At 41.0% G+C, this 22,447-nt stretch carries 23 protein-coding genes; 15 read left to right on the forward strand and 8 right to left on the reverse strand.

Going from position 1 to position 22,447, the window contains the following annotated elements; all coding sequences use genetic code 11:
- Positions 1 to 361: 361 nt before the first annotated feature.
- Entirely contained in the window at positions 362 to 703 is a 342-nt protein-coding gene (locus JWQ85_RS15985; RefSeq protein ID WP_299469746.1) for a DUF6249 domain-containing protein, read from the forward strand.
- 55 nt (positions 704 to 758) lie between these two features.
- Here the strand turns inward: JWQ85_RS15985 and JWQ85_RS15990 are convergent, their stop codons facing one another.
- Genes JWQ85_RS15990 through JWQ85_RS16000 form a run of 3 tightly spaced genes read right to left on the reverse strand, consistent with a single transcriptional unit; the run spans position 759 to position 3,727 of the window.
- Complete coding sequence (locus JWQ85_RS15990; protein ID WP_299469748.1) at positions 759 to 1,274, reverse strand: DinB family protein; 516 nt, start codon at positions 1,272 to 1,274, stop codon at positions 759 to 761.
- Positions 1,252 to 2,472: a HAMP domain-containing sensor histidine kinase gene (locus JWQ85_RS15995; RefSeq protein ID WP_299469750.1), complete on the reverse strand. Its 1,221-nt coding sequence runs from the start codon at positions 2,470 to 2,472 to the stop codon at positions 1,252 to 1,254. The genes JWQ85_RS15990 and JWQ85_RS15995 overlap by 23 nt, the downstream gene beginning before the upstream one ends.
- 58 nt (positions 2,473 to 2,530) lie before the next feature.
- The gene (locus JWQ85_RS16000; RefSeq protein ID WP_299469752.1) at positions 2,531 to 3,727 is read right to left on the reverse strand and encodes a glycosyltransferase; all 1,197 of its coding nucleotides are present in this window, start codon (positions 3,725 to 3,727) and stop codon (positions 2,531 to 2,533) included.
- A gap of 179 nt (positions 3,728 to 3,906) precedes the next feature.
- Between JWQ85_RS16000 and JWQ85_RS16005 the strand changes: the two genes are divergently transcribed.
- From JWQ85_RS16005 to JWQ85_RS16055, 11 genes are all read left to right on the forward strand, one after another.
- Positions 3,907 to 4,554, forward strand: a complete 648-nt coding sequence (locus JWQ85_RS16005; RefSeq protein ID WP_299469754.1) for a methyltransferase domain-containing protein — start codon at positions 3,907 to 3,909, stop codon at positions 4,552 to 4,554.
- 159 nt (positions 4,555 to 4,713) lie between these two features.
- Entirely contained in the window at positions 4,714 to 5,514 is an 801-nt protein-coding gene (locus JWQ85_RS16010; protein ID WP_299469756.1) for a shikimate dehydrogenase, read from the forward strand.
- Positions 5,487 to 6,089, forward strand: coding sequence for a gliding motility lipoprotein GldD (gldD, locus tag JWQ85_RS16015; protein ID WP_299469758.1), 603 nt, complete (start codon positions 5,487 to 5,489; stop codon positions 6,087 to 6,089). Before JWQ85_RS16010 ends, gldD begins: the two co-directional genes overlap by 28 nt.
- Before the next feature lie 360 nt (positions 6,090 to 6,449).
- Entirely contained in the window at positions 6,450 to 7,085 is a 636-nt protein-coding gene (locus tag JWQ85_RS16020; protein ID WP_299469760.1) for an MBL fold metallo-hydrolase, read from the forward strand.
- 23 nt (positions 7,086 to 7,108) lie between these two features.
- On the forward strand, positions 7,109 to 8,335 hold the full coding sequence (locus JWQ85_RS16025; protein ID WP_299469762.1) for an FtsX-like permease family protein: 1,227 nt from the start codon (positions 7,109 to 7,111) through the stop codon (positions 8,333 to 8,335).
- 154 nt (positions 8,336 to 8,489) lie between these two features.
- Positions 8,490 to 8,867, forward strand: coding sequence for a 30S ribosome-binding factor RbfA (gene rbfA / locus JWQ85_RS16030; protein WP_299469764.1), 378 nt, complete (start codon positions 8,490 to 8,492; stop codon positions 8,865 to 8,867).
- A 6-nt stretch (positions 8,868 to 8,873) separates the two neighbouring features.
- Entirely contained in the window at positions 8,874 to 9,578 is a 705-nt protein-coding gene (locus JWQ85_RS16035) for a peptidoglycan DD-metalloendopeptidase family protein (RefSeq protein WP_299469766.1), read from the forward strand.
- A gap of 98 nt (positions 9,579 to 9,676) precedes the next feature.
- A complete protein-coding gene (locus JWQ85_RS16040) occupies positions 9,677 to 10,660 on the forward strand; it encodes a pyruvate dehydrogenase complex E1 component subunit beta (protein ID WP_299469768.1) in 984 nt (327 codons plus the stop codon).
- Between the two features lie 221 nt (positions 10,661 to 10,881).
- Positions 10,882 to 11,478: a DUF6624 domain-containing protein gene (locus JWQ85_RS16045; RefSeq protein ID WP_299469770.1), complete on the forward strand. Its 597-nt coding sequence runs from the start codon at positions 10,882 to 10,884 to the stop codon at positions 11,476 to 11,478.
- Positions 11,479 to 11,501: 23 nt separating this feature from the next.
- Entirely contained in the window at positions 11,502 to 11,720 is a 219-nt protein-coding gene (locus JWQ85_RS16050; RefSeq protein ID WP_290427212.1) for a zinc ribbon domain-containing protein YjdM, read from the forward strand.
- 75 nt (positions 11,721 to 11,795) lie between these two features.
- Positions 11,796 to 12,587 (forward strand): DUF1835 domain-containing protein, encoded by a 792-nt coding sequence (locus JWQ85_RS16055; protein ID WP_299469774.1) that lies wholly within the window; start codon positions 11,796 to 11,798, stop codon positions 12,585 to 12,587.
- A 4-nt stretch (positions 12,588 to 12,591) separates the two neighbouring features.
- On the opposite strand, the gene JWQ85_RS16060 is transcribed toward JWQ85_RS16055, so the two are convergent.
- Positions 12,592 to 14,145, reverse strand: coding sequence for a family 10 glycosylhydrolase (locus tag JWQ85_RS16060; protein ID WP_299469776.1), 1,554 nt, complete (start codon positions 14,143 to 14,145; stop codon positions 12,592 to 12,594).
- A gap of 258 nt (positions 14,146 to 14,403) precedes the next feature.
- Here JWQ85_RS16060 and JWQ85_RS16065 point away from each other — a divergent pair, with 258 nt between their 5' ends.
- Entirely contained in the window at positions 14,404 to 15,330 is a 927-nt protein-coding gene (locus JWQ85_RS16065; protein ID WP_299469778.1) for a hypothetical protein, read from the forward strand.
- Between the two features lie 260 nt (positions 15,331 to 15,590).
- Here JWQ85_RS16065 and JWQ85_RS16070 read toward each other — a convergent pair whose 3' ends face one another.
- The 4 genes from JWQ85_RS16070 to JWQ85_RS16085 form a co-directional block, all read right to left on the reverse strand.
- Complete coding sequence (locus JWQ85_RS16070; RefSeq protein WP_299469780.1) at positions 15,591 to 19,337, reverse strand: ATP-binding protein; 3,747 nt, start codon at positions 19,335 to 19,337, stop codon at positions 15,591 to 15,593.
- Positions 19,338 to 19,393: 56 nt separating this feature from the next.
- Positions 19,394 to 20,278 (reverse strand): ACP S-malonyltransferase, encoded by an 885-nt coding sequence (gene fabD / locus JWQ85_RS16075; protein ID WP_299469782.1) that lies wholly within the window; start codon positions 20,276 to 20,278, stop codon positions 19,394 to 19,396.
- Positions 20,279 to 20,378: 100 nt separating this feature from the next.
- Positions 20,379 to 21,017 (reverse strand): GTP cyclohydrolase I FolE, encoded by a 639-nt coding sequence (gene folE, locus JWQ85_RS16080; protein WP_299469784.1) that lies wholly within the window; start codon positions 21,015 to 21,017, stop codon positions 20,379 to 20,381.
- Positions 21,018 to 21,026: 9 nt separating this feature from the next.
- Positions 21,027 to 21,443, reverse strand: a complete 417-nt coding sequence (locus tag JWQ85_RS16085; RefSeq protein ID WP_299469788.1) for a 6-carboxytetrahydropterin synthase — start codon at positions 21,441 to 21,443, stop codon at positions 21,027 to 21,029.
- Between the two features lie 77 nt (positions 21,444 to 21,520).
- Here JWQ85_RS16085 and mqnB point away from each other — a divergent pair, with 77 nt between their 5' ends.
- The gene (gene mqnB / locus JWQ85_RS16090) at positions 21,521 to 22,180 is read left to right on the forward strand and encodes a futalosine hydrolase (protein ID WP_299469786.1); all 660 of its coding nucleotides are present in this window, start codon (positions 21,521 to 21,523) and stop codon (positions 22,178 to 22,180) included.
- On the forward strand, positions 22,177 to 22,447 hold a 271-nt coding region (locus JWQ85_RS16095; RefSeq protein ID WP_367186229.1), incomplete at its 3' end, for an MqnA/MqnD/SBP family protein. The genes mqnB and JWQ85_RS16095, both read left to right, overlap by 4 nt.

A 22,447-nucleotide genomic window follows, 5' to 3' on the forward strand; every position in this document is an offset into this window, starting at 1 on the left:
GCGCCTAACCAGATCAGCATAGGCCGATTGGTTACCTCCAAGGGTTTGTTCTATTAATTCAATATCTGAAAGCTTGCTTTGCATATTATACAACCTCTCTGACTACATGCCGGCGAGTTAGGTTACAGGAGATTTACGATTTTAGATACCAAGATTTACGATTCCCTCTATCTGAATAAATTTAAGCAATTACTTTCATTATAATAATAGGACCATGCATCTAAATCGTAAATCTAAATTCTAAAATTTTTTTCGCCAAGGGTGTAACCTCATCAAAAACCATGTGGTCATAGCTTACAAATACACCGCAATGGTGCAACAGCAAACAAAAAAATTAACTTAATTAAAATTTTTAAATATCATGGACGAAGGAGCTTTAGTACCAATTTTGATCCCCCTGGGATTTTTCGCAATGATCTTCGGGATCTTTTACATCAGAAACCGTGAACGCATGGCAATGATAGAACGGGGCATGGACCCACGCCTTAATCTTCCTCAACCCCACACCAATTTGAGATGGGGCCTATTATTGATAGGTTGTGGATTAGGCTTATTGTTAGCTTATATAACAGACGTAACTTTAATGCATCGCGAAGGCGAAGACAATCCTGCTATATACTTTTCTTTAATTGCAATATTTGGTGGATTGGGTTTATTTATTTCTTATTGGGTTGATATGAAGTATTTGGAAAAGAAAAAATAACCAGTTTAATGCTGAAATAAAAAAAGGGGTGCTACGATTGGCAGCACCCCTTTTTTTATTTCAGGTATTTTTCTTTTATAATATTAAGGTGATAAATTTCGTGCCCGGCGGTAAGGTATACCAATGCGCCCACTTTAACCAAAGCCCCGCTGGCCACACCACTTCGGCCCAATTGTTCCTCGTTGAATGACCTGTATAAATATAACGTAGCCTCGCGTACCGCCTTAAACTCATCGGCAAGGCTTTTTATACTACGGCTGTTAAAATCAGTACTATTTACATAAGTCTCCTGGTCAAAGCCTGGCAGGGAGATATCTTCCCGGGAGAAAACAAATGCGCGGAAAGAGAATACCCTTTCGGTATCTATTATGTGGCCAAGCACTTCTTTTAGCGTCCATTTCCCATCAGCATAGGCATGCATAGCCTGTTCTTCGGTCATGTTATGGAACAGGTTATAAGTTGCTGCCTGGTTATTTACCAATACCTGCAATACATCGGCGCCGTTGGGTACCGCGTTTACATATACCACCGCATAGGGTGCGTATTCATCAGAGTTTGGCCTGTTTATCATATCTTACTGTTTTTAATACTATCCGGAATGTTGTTCCCTTACCCAACTCAGAGTCTTTCACAAAAATCTGTCCGTTATGATAATTTTGTATCATACGTTTTGTTAGCGATAAACCAAGCCCCCAACCACGCTGGCGGGTAGTGTAACCGGGTTGAAATACGGTATCAAACTTAGACCGCGGAATACCTTTGCCTGTGTCTGTAATATCAATAAATATCTGTTTCTTCTGCTTGTTCCCATGTATCTGCACCTTAATACTCCCGGTGCCATCAATGGCATTAACCGCATTTTTTAAAAGGTTTTCCAGCACCCAATCAAACAATGGGATATTTAAACCTGCCGTTAAACGGCGATTGCCGGTTAGCTCGAAACTTATTTTATTACTTACCCTTACTTTAAAGTAATCTACAAATTCTTTTACTACCTCGTAAACCGGGTGCTCTTCCAGCTTTGGTTTCGAACCTATTTTTGAGAATCGATCGGCCACAATTTCCAGCCGCCTTACATCATTCTCCATTTCGGCCATCAGCGGGTCGTCCTCAGCATGAAACTTATCTTTCATCAGCTCTATCCACGCCATTAGCGATGATATAGGCGTACCCAACTGGTGGGCCGTTTCTTTAGCTAAACCAACCCAAACCTGGTTCTGTTCAGATTTACGCGACGAGCTAAAGGCCGTATAAGCCACCAGTAAAAATATAGCGATAACCGATAGTTGGATGTAAGGGAACATCTTTAACTGCGTAAGCAAGGCCGAATCCTTATAATAAACAAACTGAGGTTCATTTAGCATGGTAAATTTTATAGGCGGGTGCTGCTTTTTCATGTAGGCCAGCTCGTCTTTAAAATACCCCGGATCGTATTGCAGTTTGCGTTGCTTCAATTCTGCCTTATCAAGTTTATTATTGGTTTTGGTGGAGTCCAGCCCGCGCCAGTTAACAATTTCCCCTTCTGAATCTGTTATAATAGCAGGTACTACCAGGCTATCCCTTACGGCAAAAACATAGGTCAGGAAATCGTTATCATAAGTATTAACCAATTGTTTCATACTTAAGGCCCATACCTGCGCGCGGGTACGCTCTGACATGGCAATCTTCCGCACCAAATAACTGGTGTAAAAAACCGACCCGCTGGCAATAACCACGGCAAAGGCAAGTAAAAAGTATTTCCAGCGTCGTTTTTGTTGGTACGGGTTCATAAAGATGCTCAAATAACGGAATTTTTTTTCAGTACAGAAATCAGACTAACCCGGCAGGTCATTCCAAGCCCTTTTCTACCTGCTCAATTACAGCCGAAATCTCTTCGACACGCTGATCCCAGGTATTATTTTCGGCGGTTTTCAAACGCGCTTCCCGCTTTTCAGGCGTATCCTCTGTAATTTCCGACTGAACGTATTGCAGGAACGTTTCTTTATCATCTGTTATTTTAATCAGGTTTGCAAAATCGGCAATGTCGCCAAAGGCGGTACTTACCACCGGCAAACCGGCAGCCAGGTACTCGTTTATTTTCATGGGGTAAATACCTTTGGTAAAATCATCCTTAACAAAAGGTATAATACCAACCGAGAAAGTTCGCAGATATGGCGGAAGCTGCTCGGGCATTTTTGGCCCTTCAACCCTCACGTTTGGATATTTTCTAAGTATCGCCTCGCCCCGGTCACTTAATATGCGGCCAACAAATACAAATTCGGCATCGGGCATGCCGGTAAACAAATGCTGTAGGATATCATAATCGCTCCGGTCATCAATAGTGCCCACGTAGCCTATTACTTTTTTACTATGATCTGGTGTTTTATTAAAGCCTTTCTTAAACAGGTCTGCCTTTACCGCATTTTTCACAATAAAACATTGCTTACAAAAATCCTTCTTGCTATCGTACAATCCTTTGGAGGTTACAATAACAGCGTCAGCCATTTTCATAAAGCCGGCTTCCAGTCGCAGGCCATGTTTGCTTAACCATAGTGGCGCGCCTTTTATCTCGTCGTAACAATGATATATCAGGGTTTTTTCGTTAAAAGTGCGGCCTGTCATTAAACCCATGCCGGGGTTAAACGATGTAAAGTTGATCAGTTCACTTTGCATATCCAGCCTTTTCAATGCCTTTTTCACACTTCGCCGCAGCAGCCAGGCATTAAACTTAAGCAAGTTGTTGTAAAGGGCGCCGTTGGGCAAAAAGTTAATCGGAAAAACCAGCGGAGGGAAAAGGATATGCACCGTACCTCCGTTATCTATCCGGATAGTTTTTATGCGATCTTTCAACCCAAATGCCCGGGCAAAATCTATTTTATCTTTATCACTTACACCGGCAAGGGCATCTTTATAAGTGTAGGCGTTTTCAACAAATAGTACTTTATTTTTGGTAGATAAAACCTTCATCAGTTCAACTACAGCCTTAATATAATTGCCGTTCCACTCGGTGCCGCTTATGCATAATATATTACGGTTGTATAACATGCCGAAAACTTTATTTATTTGCTAAACTAATAATAAAACACGTTGGTATTAAAAATTCATGCCTTTAAAAGAGCTACTTGGTTTGATTATATGTTTTAGCGTTCTTTAATATTCATCAAAAATAATTTACCTTTAAAACCGGTATTAAGACTGCCTTTTTTAATAAAAACCCTGTATAAATGTCTGATAAGAAACTATACGTTCATTACGGCTGTGGCCAAACAGCCCCCGAAGAATGGACAAATTTTGATGTATCGCCCACCCTTGTTATACAAAACACCCCCATTGTTGGTTTCCTGCTTAAGAAGAGCCTGGGGCAGGTTTTTGACAAAAATGTTCAGTATGGCGACATCACAAAAGGACTGCCAGGGATAAAAGACAATACAGCCGAAGGGGTTTATTGCTCGCATGTTTTAGAGCATATGTCGCTTGAGCATTTTAGGATAGCCTTACGTAATACTTACAAAATGCTAAAACCCGGGGGCATTTTCAGGGTAATCATGCCCGATCTGGAAGTATTGGTACGTGATTATATTACCGATAAAGATGTAAAGCGCGACCCGGAAGCATCTATCACGCTTGTAAAAAGGATGATGATGGGTGTTGAGGTTAGGCCACGCAGCTTTAAAGCGGTAACCAAACATTTATTTGGCTACCTGGAACACCTTTGGCTTTGGGATTGGGAATCTACAGAAAAAGAATTGCGGGACGCCGGCTTTACCAATATCCGCAGGTGCGAGTTCAATGACTCTGCCGACCCGATGTTTAAACTGGTTGAAAACCCCAAACGCTGGGAACTGGTTGTAAAATTTGAAGCGATAAAATAATTCATATAAGCCGCCAGAAAATTTCTCGCGGCTTTTTTGCATCACTCATTAGCATTGATAGCCTTTACTATGGCCCGATAAAGGCATGGGTAAAACAATAATAAATTATAAATGCTGCCGCTTTGTTGCTAATATTACAGCTCATAAAATTTGCCGGCAATGAAACACTATGGCCTTATCGGGTTCCCGCTTTCGCACTCGTTCTCTAAAAAATATTTCACCGAGAAATTTATAACAGAAAAAATTGCCGATTGCGTTTACGATCTATATCCGCTGGAAAACATAAATGATCTGCCAAAATTACTGCACGAAAATCCACATTTGTGTGGCCTTAACGTAACCATTCCGCACAAAGTATCCGTTTTAAAATACCTGGATTGGATTGAGCATGATGCAAAAACTGCCGGTGCGGTTAATTGTATCCGCATTACATCAGAAAGCCCGGTGCTGGCGGCATTTTCCGGCGAGGTTGGCATTCAGGGGCATGATTTTAGGCTGGAAGGATATAATACAGATATATACGGGTTTGATATGTCGATTAGTCCGTTACTAACCAATAAGCACGATACCGCACTTATATTAGGTGATGGCGGGGCGGCAAGGGCCGTAAAATGTGTGCTGGATAATAAAGGTATCACCTATAAATGTGTAACCCGTAAACCATTCCCGGGCAATATCCTGTTCAGCGATTTAACGGCTAAGGATATTAAAGAGAATAAACTGATCATCAATACTACGCCTGTTGGCACCCACCCAAATGTGGATGATTGCCCACCGATACCTTACGAAGCGATAACAGACGAGCACCTTTTGTTCGACCTGATCTACAACCCCGAGCAAACCCTGTTCCTTAAAAAAGGGGCCGAGCAAGGGGCCACTACAAAAAACGGATATGAAATGTTAGTATTGCAGGCAGAAAAGGCCTGGGAGATATGGAGCTCAAAAGAAAAACATCCGTGAGATATTTTGCATTGATAATAGTTGTATTGTTTATTGCCGCTTGTAGGGGCAATGCCGATTTTTCGCCTAAGCCAAGGGGATATTACCGCATTGTTTTCCCGGCTAAAGAGTATCAGCAATATAACGAAGGTTGCCCGTTTACCTTTGAGTATCCAAAATATAGCAAAATAGAGCCCGACAGATCTGCCAATGCAAAACCCTGCTGGCAAAATATACAGTTCCCGCAGTTTAATGCTACGCTGCATTTAAGTTACGAACCGGTTAAATCTAAAAAAGAGTTTAACGAATTGGTTGAGGATGCGCATAAGCTAAGTTTTAAGCATACGGTAAAAGCAACCTCGATAGATGAAGGCATAATTCAATACCCCGACCGCAAGGTTTACGGCATCTATTATACCATTGATGGAAATGCCGCATCATCGGCACAATTCTTTTTAACAGATAGCACCCGCCATTACCTACGCGGCGCGCTGTACTTTAACTCCGAACCACGCCTTGATTCTATCCAGCCTGTACTTAATTTTATTAAGAAGGATGTGGATGTGATGATAAAGACGTTTAAATGGAAGGATTAGAATAAGAGCGTGGGTCATGTTGAGTTTTAAAATCCGTGAGGCCTTTGTAGGCGCAAAATGACTTTATCTTTGCGAAGATGTGCAGCGTGACCGATTATACTGGTGCATTTTACCTATGTCAGGTTTGGATTTAATGGTGTCGTTATTTCGTCAGTAGCTTAATTTTAAATTTCTTGTTATCAGTTATTTATGTGTTCACGATGGCGTTCACGGCCGTGAACGTGAACACTTTTCACGCCATTTACTAACAATTTGTCATGGGTAGCCTGTCGAAGGGCCTGCGCCGGGTCGTATTTATTAATGGTTCGACAAGCTCACCATGACATGAGTTGGTATAAACTATTTCCTTACTTTTGCAGCATGGCTAATGTTCAATCCTTTGTAAATAACCCCTACCAGGAGAATACCTACCTATTATTTGACGAAACCGGCGAATGCGTGATCATTGATCCGGGTATGTACACCGCCCCTGAGCAAAACGCGGTAACCAATTTCATAAAAGAGAATAACCTAAAACCGGTTCTGCTGTTAAACACCCATTGCCATATCGACCATGTTTTGGGCAATAAATTTGTTTTTGATCAGTATAACTTAAAACCCAAATTCCATATAGGCGAATCGGATACCCTGGCAGCTGTTGTTGCTTATGCCCCCGCGATGGGCATAAGGTATGAACTTTCGCCAATGCCTGATGAGTTTTTACCCGAAACAGGCACCATCAAATTTGGCAATACCGAGTTAGAACTGATTTTCGCGCCCGGCCATTCACCTGCGCATTTGTGTTTTTATGATAAAACCGCAAACATCCTGATAGGTGGCGATGTATTGTTCAGGAACAGCATTGGCCGTACCGATTTGCCGGGTGGTAATTACAGCCTGCTTATTAAAAACATAGAGGAAAAATTATTCATACTGCCTGATGATTGTATCGTTTATCCCGGCCACGGCCCCGAAACAACCATTGGATACGAGAAACAAACCAATCCATATTTATAATAAAACAGGCTAACATATAACATTTGAATACCTCCATTTATATAGCTAAAAGGTACCTGTTCTCAAAAAAACAGACCCACGCCATCAACATTATATCGGGCATATCCATACTGGGCGTGCTGGTTGGCAGCGCGGCGTTAATTATTATCCTTTCGGTATTTAATGGGTTGGAACAAGTTATCCTGTCGTTATACAGCAACTTTACACCCGAACTTAAAATTGAGCCACGCTTAGGTAAAACGTTCGACCCTAACACGCCATACTTTAATGGTTTGGGCAGGGATGTTAGGGTGGTATCCTACACCCAGGTATTACAGGAAAAAGCTTTGATAAAATATGCCGACAGGCAATTTATTGGCACTATTAAAGGTGTTAGCGACGATTTTTTAAAGGGCCGCAAATTAGATAGCACTATCCAGTTCGGCTCGTTTACCTTGAAAGATGATGGGCACAATTTTGCTGTAATTGGCTCTACAGTACAAGGCAACCTTGGGGTTAGTTTAAAAAATCAATTTGTTTCACTGCAAATATTTTCGCCTAAGCGCTCCGCAGGCAATTCAACCAACCCCATGAACGATTTTGTTTTCAGATCGATACAACCGTCGGGCGTGTTTGGTATACAGCAAGATTTTGATGACCTAATTATCACCCCAATAGAATTTACCCGCGACCTGCTCGACGAGCCTAACCAGGTATCATCAATAGAAATAAATTATAAAAAAGATACCGACCTTAACCAGGTGCAGGAAGCTATACAAGACAGGATCGGTAAAAACTTTACTGTTAAAAACCGAAAGGAACAAAACACTGAGCTTTATAAAACTATCAATTACGAGCGATGGTCAATATTTATGATCCTCACCTTTGTGCTGATAATCGCTATTTTTAATATTATTGGTTCGTTAACCATGTTGGTAATTGACAAGCGTAAAGATATTGCCATTTTAACCAGCCTGGGCGCCAATAAGAGATTGATACAAGGTATCTTCTTTTTTGAAGGGATGATGATATCTGTTATAGGCTGTATAAGCGGCCTGCTATTGGGGCTTATTGTGTGCTTTGTACAAAAGCAGTTTGGCTTTATAAAAATGGGATCTGCCATATCGGTATTGGATGCTTACCCGGTTGCTTTTAAACTAAGCGATATAGGGCTGGTATTTATAACCGTAACTGTTATAGCAGTTATTGCATCGGGCATAAGTTCTAACCTAAGCGTTAAACGACTGGACGAGATAAAACAGGACCTGTAGGAGCCTCACCTAAATTCTCTCCAAAGGAGAGGACTGGGGTGAGGCTTTTTTTACAAATACAATTTTGCAAGGCATTTTCAATTCATTAGCTTTAACCATTACCTTCGCAAATAATAATTCAAACTCATTCGCCTAAGCAGCGTTACTAAATACTATGGAATCTAAACGTCAGCAAAAATTTGCCGGGGTAATACAGCAGGACCTGGCTGCAATATTTCAACGCGAGGGGATGAACTATCTTCCGCATACACTGGTTACTATAACTAAGGTGCGTGTTACGCCCGATCTGGCTATAGCCCGTGTGTTTCTCAGCTTTTTTAACAATACCGATAACCAAACGGCATTACAAGCTATAAAGCTGCACGCATCAGAAATACGTTATAAACTTGGCGCCCGCATTAAAGACCAGGTAAGGATCATCCCTCAACTGGAGTTTTTTGTTGATGACACCAGCGAATACGTAGAGCGTATGGATAAAATATTCGACAAGATAAGTAACGAGCCACGCCAGCCCGATACCGAAGAGAACTAAAACAACATGCTTGCTACCGAAAAATTAGCAGCTTATATTAAAGTCCACCCCGGTGCTATAGGCAAAGTGGTGGACTTTAATGCTAAAAGCGACAGGCTATACCCGCTTGATCTTACTGCTGCCAATACCCAACTAACCGCAGAAGTTGTTGCCGATACCGAAGCATTTAGCCATTGGATAAATAAAAAACTGGCTGACAATAACTGCCGCTATGGCATTGGCGGTTATATGGAACATCGTACTATTTATACCCGTAGCGCTTTATTTGATACCGAAGATGAACCCCGCCGCCTGCATTTGGGCGTGGATATATGGGGAAATGCCGGCATACCCATTTATGCGCCGCTGCAAGGAACCGTTCACAGCTTTGCCGATAATAATAACTTTGGCGACTACGGCCCAACCATTATCCTGCAGCACAATTTAGATGGCTTAACGCTATATAGCTTATACGGGCATTTGAGTCGCGAAAGCCTTGTGGCCTTAGAAGTTGGGCAATCTATCAGCCTAAATCAACAAATAGCCACCCTGGGCAACGCAACCCAGAACGGACACTGGCCACCGCACCTGCATTTTCAATTAATGCTGGATATTGGTGATGCCAAGGGCGATTATCCAGGTGTTGGCCGATACTCGCAAAAACAGCAATATCTGCAAAATATTCCTGACCCCGAGTTGATTTTACAATTCGCTGATATCAACCAAAGCTAAGGCGTATTTGTAACCACTTTATTATATCTGCACCCAATTGCATTTTACACATTAGTGATTATATTTGCGGTCGTAAAAAACTTCATTTTAATAACATAATGAGAGAAATACAATTCAGGGAAGCGCTAAGGGAAGCCATGCAGGAAGAAATGCGCAAGGATGAAAACATATACCTAATGGGTGAAGAAGTTGCCGAATATAACGGTGCTTATAAAGTAAGCCAGGGTATGCTTGATGAATTCAGTGCGAAACGTGTAATTGATACGCCTATCTCTGAATTGGGCTTTGCGGGTATCGGTATAGGTTCGGCCATGAATGGCTTAAAACCTATTATCGAATTCATGACCTTCAATTTTTCGTTGGTTGCTATTGACCAGATCATAAACGGCGCTGCCAAGATCATGTCGATGAGCGGCGGTCAGTTTTCTGTGCCAATTGTTTTCCGTGGCCCAACAGGTAACGCGGGTATGCTAAGCTCACAGCACAGCCAGTGTTTCGAAAACTGGTATGCAAACTGCCCGGGTTTAAAGGTGGTTGTTCCATCAAACCCTTACGATGCAAAAGGTTTATTAAAATCCGCTATACTTGATCCGGATCCGGTTATTTTCATGGAATCTGAAGTAATGTATGGTGACAAAGGCGAAGTGCCTGAAGAAACCTACTACATTGAAATAGGTAAAGCAAACGTAACCAAACAAGGTACCGATGTAACTTTAGTTGGTTTCGGTAAGATCATGAAAGTAGTTAACGCTGCTGCTGCCGAACTTGAAAAAGAAGGCATCCATGCAGAGGTTATTGACTTACGTACTGTTCGCCCTATTGACTATGATACTGTTATCAACTCTGTTAAAAAAACAAACCGTTTGGTAATTGTTGAAGAAAGCTGGCCTTTAGGTTCTATTGCAACCGAAATAGCCTTTAAAGTACAAAAAGACGCGTTTGATTATTTAGATGCACCAATACTTCGTATTACGGGTGGCGATGTTCCGTTACCTTACGCACCAACTTTAATACAAGAATATCTGCCAAACCCAGAACGTGTAATTAAAGCAGTAAAAGAAGTAATGTACGTTACCAAATAATTGTAACTAATCAATATTAAAAAGCCTCCCGACTAATGTCAGGAGGCTTTTTTGTTTCGCTCTTCTTGTCATGCTGAACGACAGTGAAGCATCTAATGACCGACAAGCATGTTCGCCAATAGATCCTTCGCCCACTCAGGATGACAAATGGCTTTTGGATTAACGATAACTTGTTTTTGATTTTATCAATGCATAGCATACCTTTACCTAAAGATTTAGTTATGAAAAAATCGTCCATAATATTGCTGTTTCTAAGCTGCTCAGTTATCGTATTCGGCCAATCAAAAATAGATTCGGCACTCTATAAAAAGCTGGGCGCCATGTTTAAAGAAGACCAAAAGTGGCGCATAGAATCGGCCAAGCTTTATAACAACCAAAAATCTGACTACGACCGGGCAACCGTTGATAAAAACTGGGCCATTGCCGATAAACTTAACCAGAACGAGGCCAAAAATATCCTGGCTAAATATGGTTACCCCGGTTATTCATTAGTAGGCGAGAGTGGCAGCAGTAAGTTTTGGGCAATAGTACAGCATTGCGATGACGATATACCCTTTCAGCAAAAGGTACTATTATTTATGAAAAAGGAAGTCGACCGGAAAAATGCACCGGGCGAGGATTATGCTTACCTGAAAGACCGTGTATTAACCAACCTTGGGCAGAAACAATTATACGGCACACAAGGGATCCGCAGCCCAAAAACTAAAAAATGGACGCCCTTACCTATCAGTAACCCTACACATGTGGAAGCGCGCAGAAAGGCAATGGGCATGATATCGTTAAAACAGTATACAAAGGAAATAAACGCCGGTAATTAATTTATCTGTGTAGCTTTGCGATTATGGCAGAATCGAACGTAAAAGACAGCAACGGCAATATCCTTAACGATGGCGATAGCGTAACGCTGATAAAAAGCTTAAAAGTAAAAGGTGGCGGTGTTACCTTAAAGCAAGGCACGCTTGTAAAAAAGATCCGTTTAACTGACGACGACGAGGAAGTTGATTGCAAGATTGACGGTATGAGTATTGTGCTGAAAACCGCTTTCCTTAAAAAGAGATAATTTGTCTTAGAATCGTCTTAATTTTTAATTTGCACACTTTAGCCGCTAAATGGTGTTCTGTAAAAAACAAAATTTATGAGCGCGATACTCCACGTACTTAACGGCGATTCTACTTTAAACGGCTTTGAACAAACAGGCATTGATGGCGATGTAATGGTTTGGCGCGAGGTTTTATCTGAAGGCCCGTTAACTGAAAACATTGAATCAGCCGCTTTCTGGCAGGAACGCTCTGCCTGGATCTGCAAAACTTTTAATGAAACTCCCGAACGTTATCATGATAGTATGGTGGCGCAATTGGAAAAGTTTAGTCAGCCGTATGAGGAAATAAACCTTTGGTTTGAGTTTGATTTGCATTGCCAGGTAAACCTACTTGGTGTTATGATGCTGCTTTCACAGCAAACCAACCTATCTGCCCCGGCGGTTTATTTAATATGCCCGGCAGATTATCCCGGTGTAAGCGATTTTCGCGGTATGGGCGAATTGAATGGTGAACAACTGGAATACCTGTATGACAACATTCGGGTACGGTTAGGCGAATATGATTTTGAACTGGCTACCGAAGCCTGGGACCTGTTTATTTGCTGCAATGCCGAGCGTATACAGCAATGGTTGAGCGAAACAAAATTCTGGGCTAATATGCCTTGCCTAAAACCTGCAATGGAAGCACATTTAAAGCGCCTGCAGGTTAATGCCGATGGCTTAAACTACATACACCAAAAACTGCTTGGTATTTATAACAGTGGGGCCCATAGCAGATCTGAGATCTACACTACCTTTTGGGCCGATGAAAAAATATATGGCATGGGGGATGAAGAATTAGATATTTATCTTGACCACCTCAGCACGCGCAATCTTATTAATTTATAACCGGCTAAGGCAATGGCAGCGTCACCGCCATGGTTGGCGTTCGGTCACTCTCGTTCTTTAACCTATCCAGTGCGGTCACCACATAAAAATAGGTTTGCCCCGGCTTCACATTGCTATCCATATAAAAGGCTGTGGTATCGTATTGTATATGCAGTATATTCTTAGGGTCGCCTAAGTCAAATTTTTCACTCTCCTGGAAACGGTATATCACATAGCCATAAACCGCTTCGCTATCACTTGCGGGTAAAGGGGCTTGCCATTTTAACATCACACCCCTGTTTTCTGCCCGGGCTACAAAGTTTTGCGGCGCGTTAGGCGGGATAGAGTCCAGCCAAAGCATTGGCGGCGGTAACGCCGGGTATCTGTAAAAGTCCTTTTTTAAAGTATCTGCCAAATGATTAGCATTTGCCATTAAAGATTGCGACCTAAAGTAAACACTGCCCTGCGCACGTGGGTTGGCACGTATCAGGCGTATCTGGTTTGGTATTTCTGATGGGTTTTTAAATGAAGGGCTGCGCTGCTCGTAAAAACGATAAGGCCCCTGGCCAATGTATAAATGCCGGTTATAAGTGTTATTACTCCACCAGTTAAGCAAGGTATCAAATGCGGCAACCCGGTTGCCTATTTGCCAGTATATTTGTGGGTTTATGTAATCTATCCATCCTTCTTGCATCCATTTGCGGGTATCGGCAAAATTTTCAATGTATGATGATCCGCCATTGGTTTCAGAACCATCGGGGTGCTGGCTTTTATTGGCCCATATCCCAAACGGACTAATACCAAATTTCATGTGCGGCTTATATTTGTGGATGCTATCGGCAAGCATGTGTACCAGCTTATCAACGTTATCGCGTCGCCAGTCCTTTATATTATCAAAATCTCCTCCATATTCCGCAAAGGTTTCAGCATCGTTTATAACCTGGCCCCTAACCGGGTATGGATAAAAGTAATCATCCATATGGATACCGTCTACATCATAATTTTTAACCACATCCAGTATCACCTGCACAATATATTCGCGCACCTCGGGCAAACCAGGATTGAATAATTTTATCCCTTCATAAATAAAAAACCATTCGGGTTTAGTGCGGGTAATATGGTTTGGCGCCAGGGTAAAAAACTTATTATCAAAAGTAGCCCTGTATGGATTGAACCAGGCGTGCAGCTCCATGCCGCGTTTATGGGCTTCGGTAGTTGCAAACTCTAATGGGTCGTAATCCGGAGCCTGCCCTTGTTTGCCGGTTAAGTACTTTGACCAGGGCTCGCGGCTTTTGGCATAAAATGCATCGGCAGCAGGCCTAACCTGAAACATTACGGCATTCAGGCCCGTTTGCTGATGAAAATTTAATTGATCGGTGAGGTCTTTTTTCTGGCTTTCGGCAGATGCTTTTGCATTGGTTGGCCAGTCAAGGTTTACTACTGTTGCTATCCATACACCCCTAAATTCGCGCTTTGGCTCGGTTTTTATAACTTCTTCTGGTGTAATTATTTGCGCTATTGAAAAGGACCATATAATTGAAAAGATAATAGTAGTAAGCAGGGATTTATACAATTGCATTAAGCGGATATTTTATTTTAAAAGCCTCAAAGATATAAACTCATAACTAAGCAGTTTTAGTATTAGTATAATAATTACGCCTATTTTGTGTTTTAATCATATTGTATTTATTTTAGCCCGCGTTGATATAAGCGCAAACAAGGGCGTTTAACTTTCGTTATGTTAGTTATTTACTTATATTTATTTAGAAATTACAAAGAAAGATAGCATTTACAGGTTATCATCCTGTTAAATTATCGTAACCTTTAACTATTTACTATGGAATACCAACCAGTGGAAAATCAACCCGGACAAGCACCTAAAAAAAATTCGAACGTAATTTACTTTTTGATTGCTGTGGTGGTTGCATTATTAGGTACCGATGTTTACCTGTACACGCAAAAGAACAAGTCTGATATAAAGGTAGTTTACCAAAATGATGAAAAAACCAGGCTACAAACCGAACTGGATAGCCTTGAAGCGCAAATAGAGCAGGTTAATGCAGGCAGGGCAAAAATGTCTGTAGCAATGCAAGCTAAAAACGATTCGTTACGCTTAAAAATACGTGTTTTAAGAAGCGAGCTAGCTAAAGGAAAACTAACTGTTGCCGAACTAACCAAGGCACAAGAAGATATTAAACAACTACGGTACTTTGTAACTAAATACACCGCCGATATTGAAGAACTTAAAAAACAAAACACAACACTTGTTACCGAGCGTGAAACATTAAAAACCAATCTGGCCACTGTTAGCCAAAAAGCTACCGACCTTGAACAAAAGAATCAGGAACTTGATACCAAGGTAAAAGTAGCCTCGGCTATTAAAGTTGCAACTGCAGATGTTGTTGCCTACAAAGTGAAAAACAGCGGTAAAGAAAGCGACGTAACCAAAGCTAAACAGGCGCAAAAAATTAAAATAAACTTTATAGTTGCAACCAACGCGGTTGCCGAAAAAGGCCTGCATGATGTATATGTACGCATTATTGACCCAACCGGTAACCTGATAACACAAACCGATTCAGGCACATTTAACGCCGATAGCCAGGATCTGCAGTACACCTATAAAACATCAATTGATTTTAGGGACGATGGCAGTGGTTACACCATTGATTGGGTTAACCCGGCACCATTCCAAAAAGGTACATATACCGTACTTTTATATGCCGATGGTTATACAATGGGTAAAACCAGCATAACGCTTAAATAAAAGCTTATCAGGATATATGAAAGCCCCGGTTGTTTTACAACCGGGGCTTTTTGTTGGCTTATTTATTCGGTGTTACCGCGGTTCTCTCACCACGCTTCATTGCGAGGTACGAAAACAACCGACCGTAGGGGGAGCTCATTAATACCTTAAAGAAAAATTAAACGCATTAATAATCTCTTTAGGATAGATCGGCGACATGCATGCAAGAGGTTGCTTCATACCTCGCAATGATTTGGTGGTAAAAGTGTCATACTTGTGGCTTACGCCACCTCCGTACTATCAGCAGGGAAGCTTAAATAGAAAATAGTACCTACGTCAATAGTGGTTTCAAACCATACCTTGCCGTTGGCATTTTCAATAGAGTTTTTAACAAAGGCCAGCCCCAAGCCCGTACCCGAGCTTTTTGTGGTGAAGTTTGGCTCAAATATCTTTTCACGCATCCCTTCGGGGATACCGTTGCCATTATCTTTAATGGTAAGCAAAATACTCCTGGTGGTGATCAAATAATCAATATCTATTATGCAGCCCTTTTCTTGCGGGGTAGCTTCTATAGCGTTTTTAAGCAGGTTGTTAAAACACCTTAGCAACTGGTCCCGATCGGCCTTTACAAAGAACGGGGTTGCAGGTGATTTAAAAGTAATAGTTACATTATCCATTTGTTTAAAAATGGTAACAGCCTGGCCAAGCACTTCAAAAATATCCATCCGCTCTATACGGGTATCAGGCATTTTGGCAAAAGCCGAAAACTCTGATGCAATAGACGAAAGGCTTTCTATCTGCTCAACAAATGATTTACTAAACCGCTCAAACTTTTGGTCAAATTTGGGGTCTTTATCTTTCCATGACTTATCAAGTAGCTGTAAGCCCAGTTTTAATGGGGTTAGCGGGTTTTTAATTTCATGCGCTACCTGCTTGGCCATTTCGCGCCATGCGGTCTCTCTTTCAGACTGGGCGAGCTTTTGGGCGCTGTTCTCCAGTGCCGCTATCATATTGTTATACTCTTTTACCAGTGCGCCTATCTCGTCATTACGCTCCCATTTAATGGGCTCGTTCTTTTTACCGTATATTGTTTTACTTAAGTTATACTGTATAAAATTAAGCGGCGCGGTTATTTGGCGGGCTATGATTACCGCAAATAAGCCAATAGCTATAAATACCAGCGCGTAAACATTTATCATAATGTTTAACAACGAGCCAATGCGCTCGGTATAATCAGCAGCATTAGCAAAATAAGGCAACTGCAAGTAAGCAATAGTTTCGTGCTTTACATTTCTAATGGGCGTATAAGCAGCCTTATAGGTTAACAAACCTATCTTTTCCTCATTCACCACTTCAGACTTCTGCATGCCATCTAACAAAATAAATGCCTTACTATTCATTTGCCGGCAAAGCAAGCCATAATCGTAAATTTTGGGTTGGGTAGTGATCAATACATTACCATTAAGGTCATACAAGGTAAGATCGGCCGAATAGGTGTTGGCCAATTCATCAAAGCTTATTTTACTATCCTCGGTAATGTTTTTTATATAATTATTGATTGGGCCCGCCTCAAAAGCAATGGCTATCTGCATTATTTTTGACCGGATAAGCTTATCCTGCTGTACCTGATATTGGGTGCTTATAGATACGAATGTGATGATCCCAACTAATATAAGGGTTATAACAACCGCGAATATCATTGAAAACTGGATGCGTGTTTTATATAATATCCTATCAAGGCTTATTTTAAAACTCCATTTGATACGGTTGTTACTTACGTTAAATATTTTTACGCGAATCCATATCATCCGTATTAATAATATTATGGCACTAAATACCAGCAGCACAACAAAAAAGAAGGTTAGCGCGGTAACATTTGATAACAATACATTGTTTTCCTGGCTTACAACGATCAGATTGCGCTTGGATGGCTTATATAGCAAATGGTTGTATGTTGTAAATTTAGCGGCAAACCCCTGCTTAGGGCCTTCTGTGGTTTGAACAGTATACTTTTTAAGCTCTCCTTTAAAATCGCTGTTTCTAATACTATAAACATACGTGCCGCTTTGGCCAATTAGCGTGTTATCTGTATAAAAAGCGAAGGAATAATTTTTAAACTCTTCGGTGCTGCCTTTAACCTCTTTATCAATTAACAGATCCGGAAAAGTCCCGGCGGCAAGCAATGGTTTAGATTTTAGTTCAATAACTATGGTACCTAACTTTTTTGCACCATCCATTACAGGCAGTATGGCAAAGTAACTTTGAAAACCAAATGATTCGTTTTGGCGGTAAAAATAACCTGATACCTTATACGAGCTATAGACCACCATGTCCTTAAAAACATCAAGAGTATAATTCTTGTCAACAGATATGGGTTGGTCTAATGTATTATATTCATGTACCTGGAAATCATACTTCGATAAATATCTGTCAAAATAAAGCTTTTGTAAACGTGTTTCCAGGTAATCAGCAGTATGATCAGTATTCTTATAATATGCTACCAACAGAGGGTCTACAATGATCTGCTTCTCTATTTTTTTAAATAGCACATCAGCAGTGGCATCATCCGGAACTTCCAGGCGCTGTATCAAAACCTTTCTTAATTCCTGCTCTTTTATTGACTCAAAATGGTTGAGTTTAATAGATGCTATAATGGCGCATATAAGCACTATAGCAATATAAGAAGTAGCCGTAAATTTTCTGTCATTATATAAAAAGGCGTAGCCTCTAATTATAATCAGCACCATCCAAAGCAGATAAAACAAGCTAAATTCCCAATAGTATGTTGCTATGCCTGTAGTAATTATTACACTTAAAACAAGCAACAGCGCCTGCTGTAAAATGGGTATATCAAGCTTAAAACAAATGGTAAGTACCACTTCGTTCAGTAAAAAAAACATCATGAAGCTAAAGCATAACATTAGCACCCCCAGTAAACTAAAGCCCGAAAGGTTAAGCACATTGTTTACATCAAAGCTGATTTTGGAATTAATGACCAAGCCATAAAAAACCCTCAACAGGCTGGTTGACGTGATAATAAGCAAGAACAAGCAGCTCGCAAAAATCAAATAGCTTACTATTTTTCCGGGCACATTTTTAATGAGCCGGTTGCGATGTGTATAGGCAAAAATAACAAACCAACATAGGGCCAATATATTTATGCAAAAATCGCCCAGGGAGCGGAATAATGGAGACGACGCATATAATTGCGGACTAAACAGCGAGAGCTCATGCGTAAAATAGGGCCAGCCATAATGTAAATTTATGAATCTAAAAAGCACAATAAACCCTAACAAAAACAACAATGCACTCCATATGTAATTTTTGCCGGCCAAATAAAGGGCTACATTATTTATGAGGATGAAAAGGGTAAAGATCGCTAAAAGCCAAAAACCGATAACAAAATAAAAAAAGCGGTGATTAACCCCTTTTACCAGTTTTAAAGAAAATAAATACACGTTATTAACATCGTGCACCGCATAAACATTCTTATCCGTAAAGTCGGCTATGGCTATGTTATCGTCAATAGTAAGATCTTTGGCGAATATGTTTTCCAGGTAGTCATTTGTAAATGGATAATTGGTTTTTACCGGGATAAAAAATATGACCGAAACATTTCCCTCGGTTTTTTTGATGGTTTCGTAATACCCATTAGGCTGTTTTATAAAAGAACAACCTTCTTTTAATTTAGCAGCATTTTGGGGTATGACCCTTACACCAGTCCAAAAGTCAAGTAAGCCATTTTTATAAACGAGTATCCAAATGCCATTTTTCATGGTATACTCGTTAATGTAAGCCAAGCCTTTGGCCGGTGTGTTACGCAGTTGCTTTATTTCATCAAAAACCTGTTGGTTGTTAAGGGCATTATAAACATCTGCCTCCTTGGCGTGCAGGTTGTTCTCTAACAGCTTTGCCGTTTGGATTAAGTTATTTGCAGGCGTATACGTACTTTCAACAATAATTGCTGTAAATAACAAACTGGCAAATAATAGAACCAGTAATACACGTATTTTTCCGGCAGTGCTCAATTTGTTAAATCTACTAAATCATGGTAAAAGTAAGCCATCATTATGATGGCTTGTAATTATTCTATTACAGCGCTTGCTGTAGGGATATCGCGGTTAACTTTTTTTACAAGGCCTTGCAATACCTTTCCGGGGCCAACTTCGGTAAACGATGTGGCACCATCCCTAAGCATTTGCTCAACAGTTTGTGTCCAGCGTACCGGGCCTGTTAGCTGAGCTATAAGGTTATGTTTTATGTGCTCAATATCAGTATAAGGTTTGGCATCAATATTTTGATACACCGGGCAAATTGGTTTTTTAAATTCTGTATTAACAATGGCGGCTTCCAGCTCAACACGGGCGGCTTCCATTAATGGCGAGTGGAAAGCACCACCAACATTCAGCTTTAAAGCGCGTTTGGCACCAGCTTCGGTCATTTTTATGCAGGCAGCATCAACACCGGCAACAGTACCTGATATTACTAATTGACCCGGGCAATTATAGTTTGCCGGTACAACAACATCTGTTAACCGCTGGCAAATATCTTCTACCGTAAAGTCATCAAGCCCTAAAATAGCGGCCATTGCCCCCGGTTGTATCTCGCATGCCTTTTGCATGGCATTTGCACGGGCGGCAACTAAACGCAATCCGTCCTCAAATGATAAAGCACCTGTTGCTACCAATGATGAAAATTCGCCCAGCGAGTGGCCGGCAACCATTTTTGGTGCAAAATCATGGCCCAAAACTTTTGCTAATATTACCGAGTGCAGGAAAATAGCAGGCTGGGTTACATTGGTTTGTTTAAGATCTTCTTCGGTACCATCAAACATTATATCTGTAATGCGGAAACCTAAAATTTCATTGGCTTGTTCAAATAACTCACGCGCCAGTTCATTTTGCTCGTAAAGGTCTTTACCCATGCCTGGGAATTGGGCGCCCTGCCCTGGAAAAATGTATGCTTTCATTTGTTATGGTTCATTTGTTCATTTATTCAATGGTTCATTTGTGCAAAGTTCAATATAGGTTTTCAAACCCAATGAACTAATGAACCAGTGAGCTAATAAACTAACTTAAATTCGAAGAAATTAAATTTAAAAATTCTGTTCTGGTTTGGCCTTTTAAAAACTCGCCGGTAAATGCCGATGTGGTAGTTACCGAGTTTTGCTTTTGTACGCCACGCATGCTCATGCACAGGTGCCGACACTCAATTACCACGCCAACTCCTATGGGGTTAAGAGTTTCCTGGATACAATCGCGTATTTCGTTGGTTAAACGCTCCTGTACCTGCAAGCGGCGGGCAAACACATCTACAATACGCGGAATTTTGCTCAGCCCTACAACATATCCGTTAGGGATATAGGCAATATGCGCTTTGCCAAAAAACGGCAGCATATGATGCTCGCACATCGAGTAAACTTCTATATCTTTCACAATCACCATCTGGCTGTACTCTTCCTTAAACATAGCCGAGTTAAGTATCTCCTTTGCATCCAGATCATAGCCATGGGTAAGGTAAAGCATTGCTTTGGCAATGCGCTCTGGGGTTTTCAGCAAACCTTCGCGTTCGGTGTTTTCACCTATCTGTTTTAAAACTTCAAGGTAATTGGCAGACAGGCTCTGTATCAGTTCGGGATTGTAACGGTCAATTTTTTGATACCCGTTTATACCCTCGTCCCTGTCAGGAATGTTATCGTCGTTGATCATGGGTTAGGTTTATCCGCCAAAATATTCGGCAGAGTTATTTTCTGTTTCGTACAATTTTACCGAATGCAAAAACACACCCGGATAAGCTTCTATAGGGGCTTTAAGCTGGTTGAATATGCCAATGCAAAGCAACTCGGTAGATGCCATAATACCCGACATAAATTCAACATCCATATTGATGTTCTTATGGTCGAGTTTTTCAATTACATACTCGTTTATGATCACCTTAAGCTCTTTAAGGTCAATAAGGTAGCCTGTGGCGTGGGTAACCTCGCCTTTTACGGTTACAAATAAATTGTAATTATGGCCGTGCCAGTTAGGGTTGGCGCATTTGCCAAATACTTCCTGGTTTTTCTCTGCGCTCCATTCTTCGCGGTACATACGGTGTGCTGCGTTAAAATGTTCCTTGCGCGTAATGTGTATCATCATAATAATTAATGGTGCAAATATACAAAACAAAAACAGGCGAGTTGTTTTATCTTAGCTGTCAAAAAATAGCATTTATGCGAATATTGTTCGTAGCAGCAACCTCTTTTGAAGTGGAAAGTCTAAAGTTGAAGGTAGAAAGTCAAAATAATGCATCAAACTTTGAACCTTCAACTTTAAACTTCAAACTCCTCATTACCGGTGTGGGCATGGTAGCAACAGCTTATGCACTGGGCCGCGAACTGTCAAAAAACCAATATGACCTGGTAGTAAACCTTGGAATAGCCGGCAGCTTTGACCGTAGCTTTGCCTTGGGCGATGTTGTAGAAATTACCGAAGATACGCTTGCAGAATTAGGTGCGGAGGATGACGAAGCATTTTTACCTATAACACAAATGGGCTTTGGCGAAAGCGCTTTTAAAGCAACTGAAAGCCTTTATAATTTTTATAAAACAGCTAACCTTAAACAAGCCACGGCTATTACCGTAAATACGGTTCATGGCAATGAGGCATCTATCCAAAAAATACAGGCACGTTTAAATGCACAGATTGAAAGCATGGAAGGAGCCGCATTCTTCTACGCCTGCAAAGAAGCGGGGGTGGCTTGCATACAAATCAGGGCAGTGTCAAATTACGTTGAAAAACGTAACCGGGATAACTGGAAGATAGGGCTTGCCGTTAATAATCTGAATACATTTGCTGCTGCTTTAATAGAGGAGTTACAAATAATACCATGAAACTAACTATCGGCTTTTCGCCTTGCCCAAACGATACTTTTATTTTCGACGCGCTTATCCATCATAAAATTGACACCGAAGGCCTGGACTTTGAAGTGTTTTATGATGATGTGGAAACGTTAAACCAAAAGGCTTTTCGCGGCGAGCTGGATATTACCAAACTAAGCTACCACGCCTTTGCCTACGCTGCAGATAAATACATTCTGCTTGATGCGGGCAGTGCATTGGGTTTTGGTGTTGGCCCATTGCTAATCTGCAAAGGGGATG

This window comes from Mucilaginibacter sp., from assembly GCF_028288105.1.
In the GTDB taxonomy this organism is placed as follows: domain Bacteria; phylum Bacteroidota; class Bacteroidia; order Sphingobacteriales; family Sphingobacteriaceae; genus Mucilaginibacter.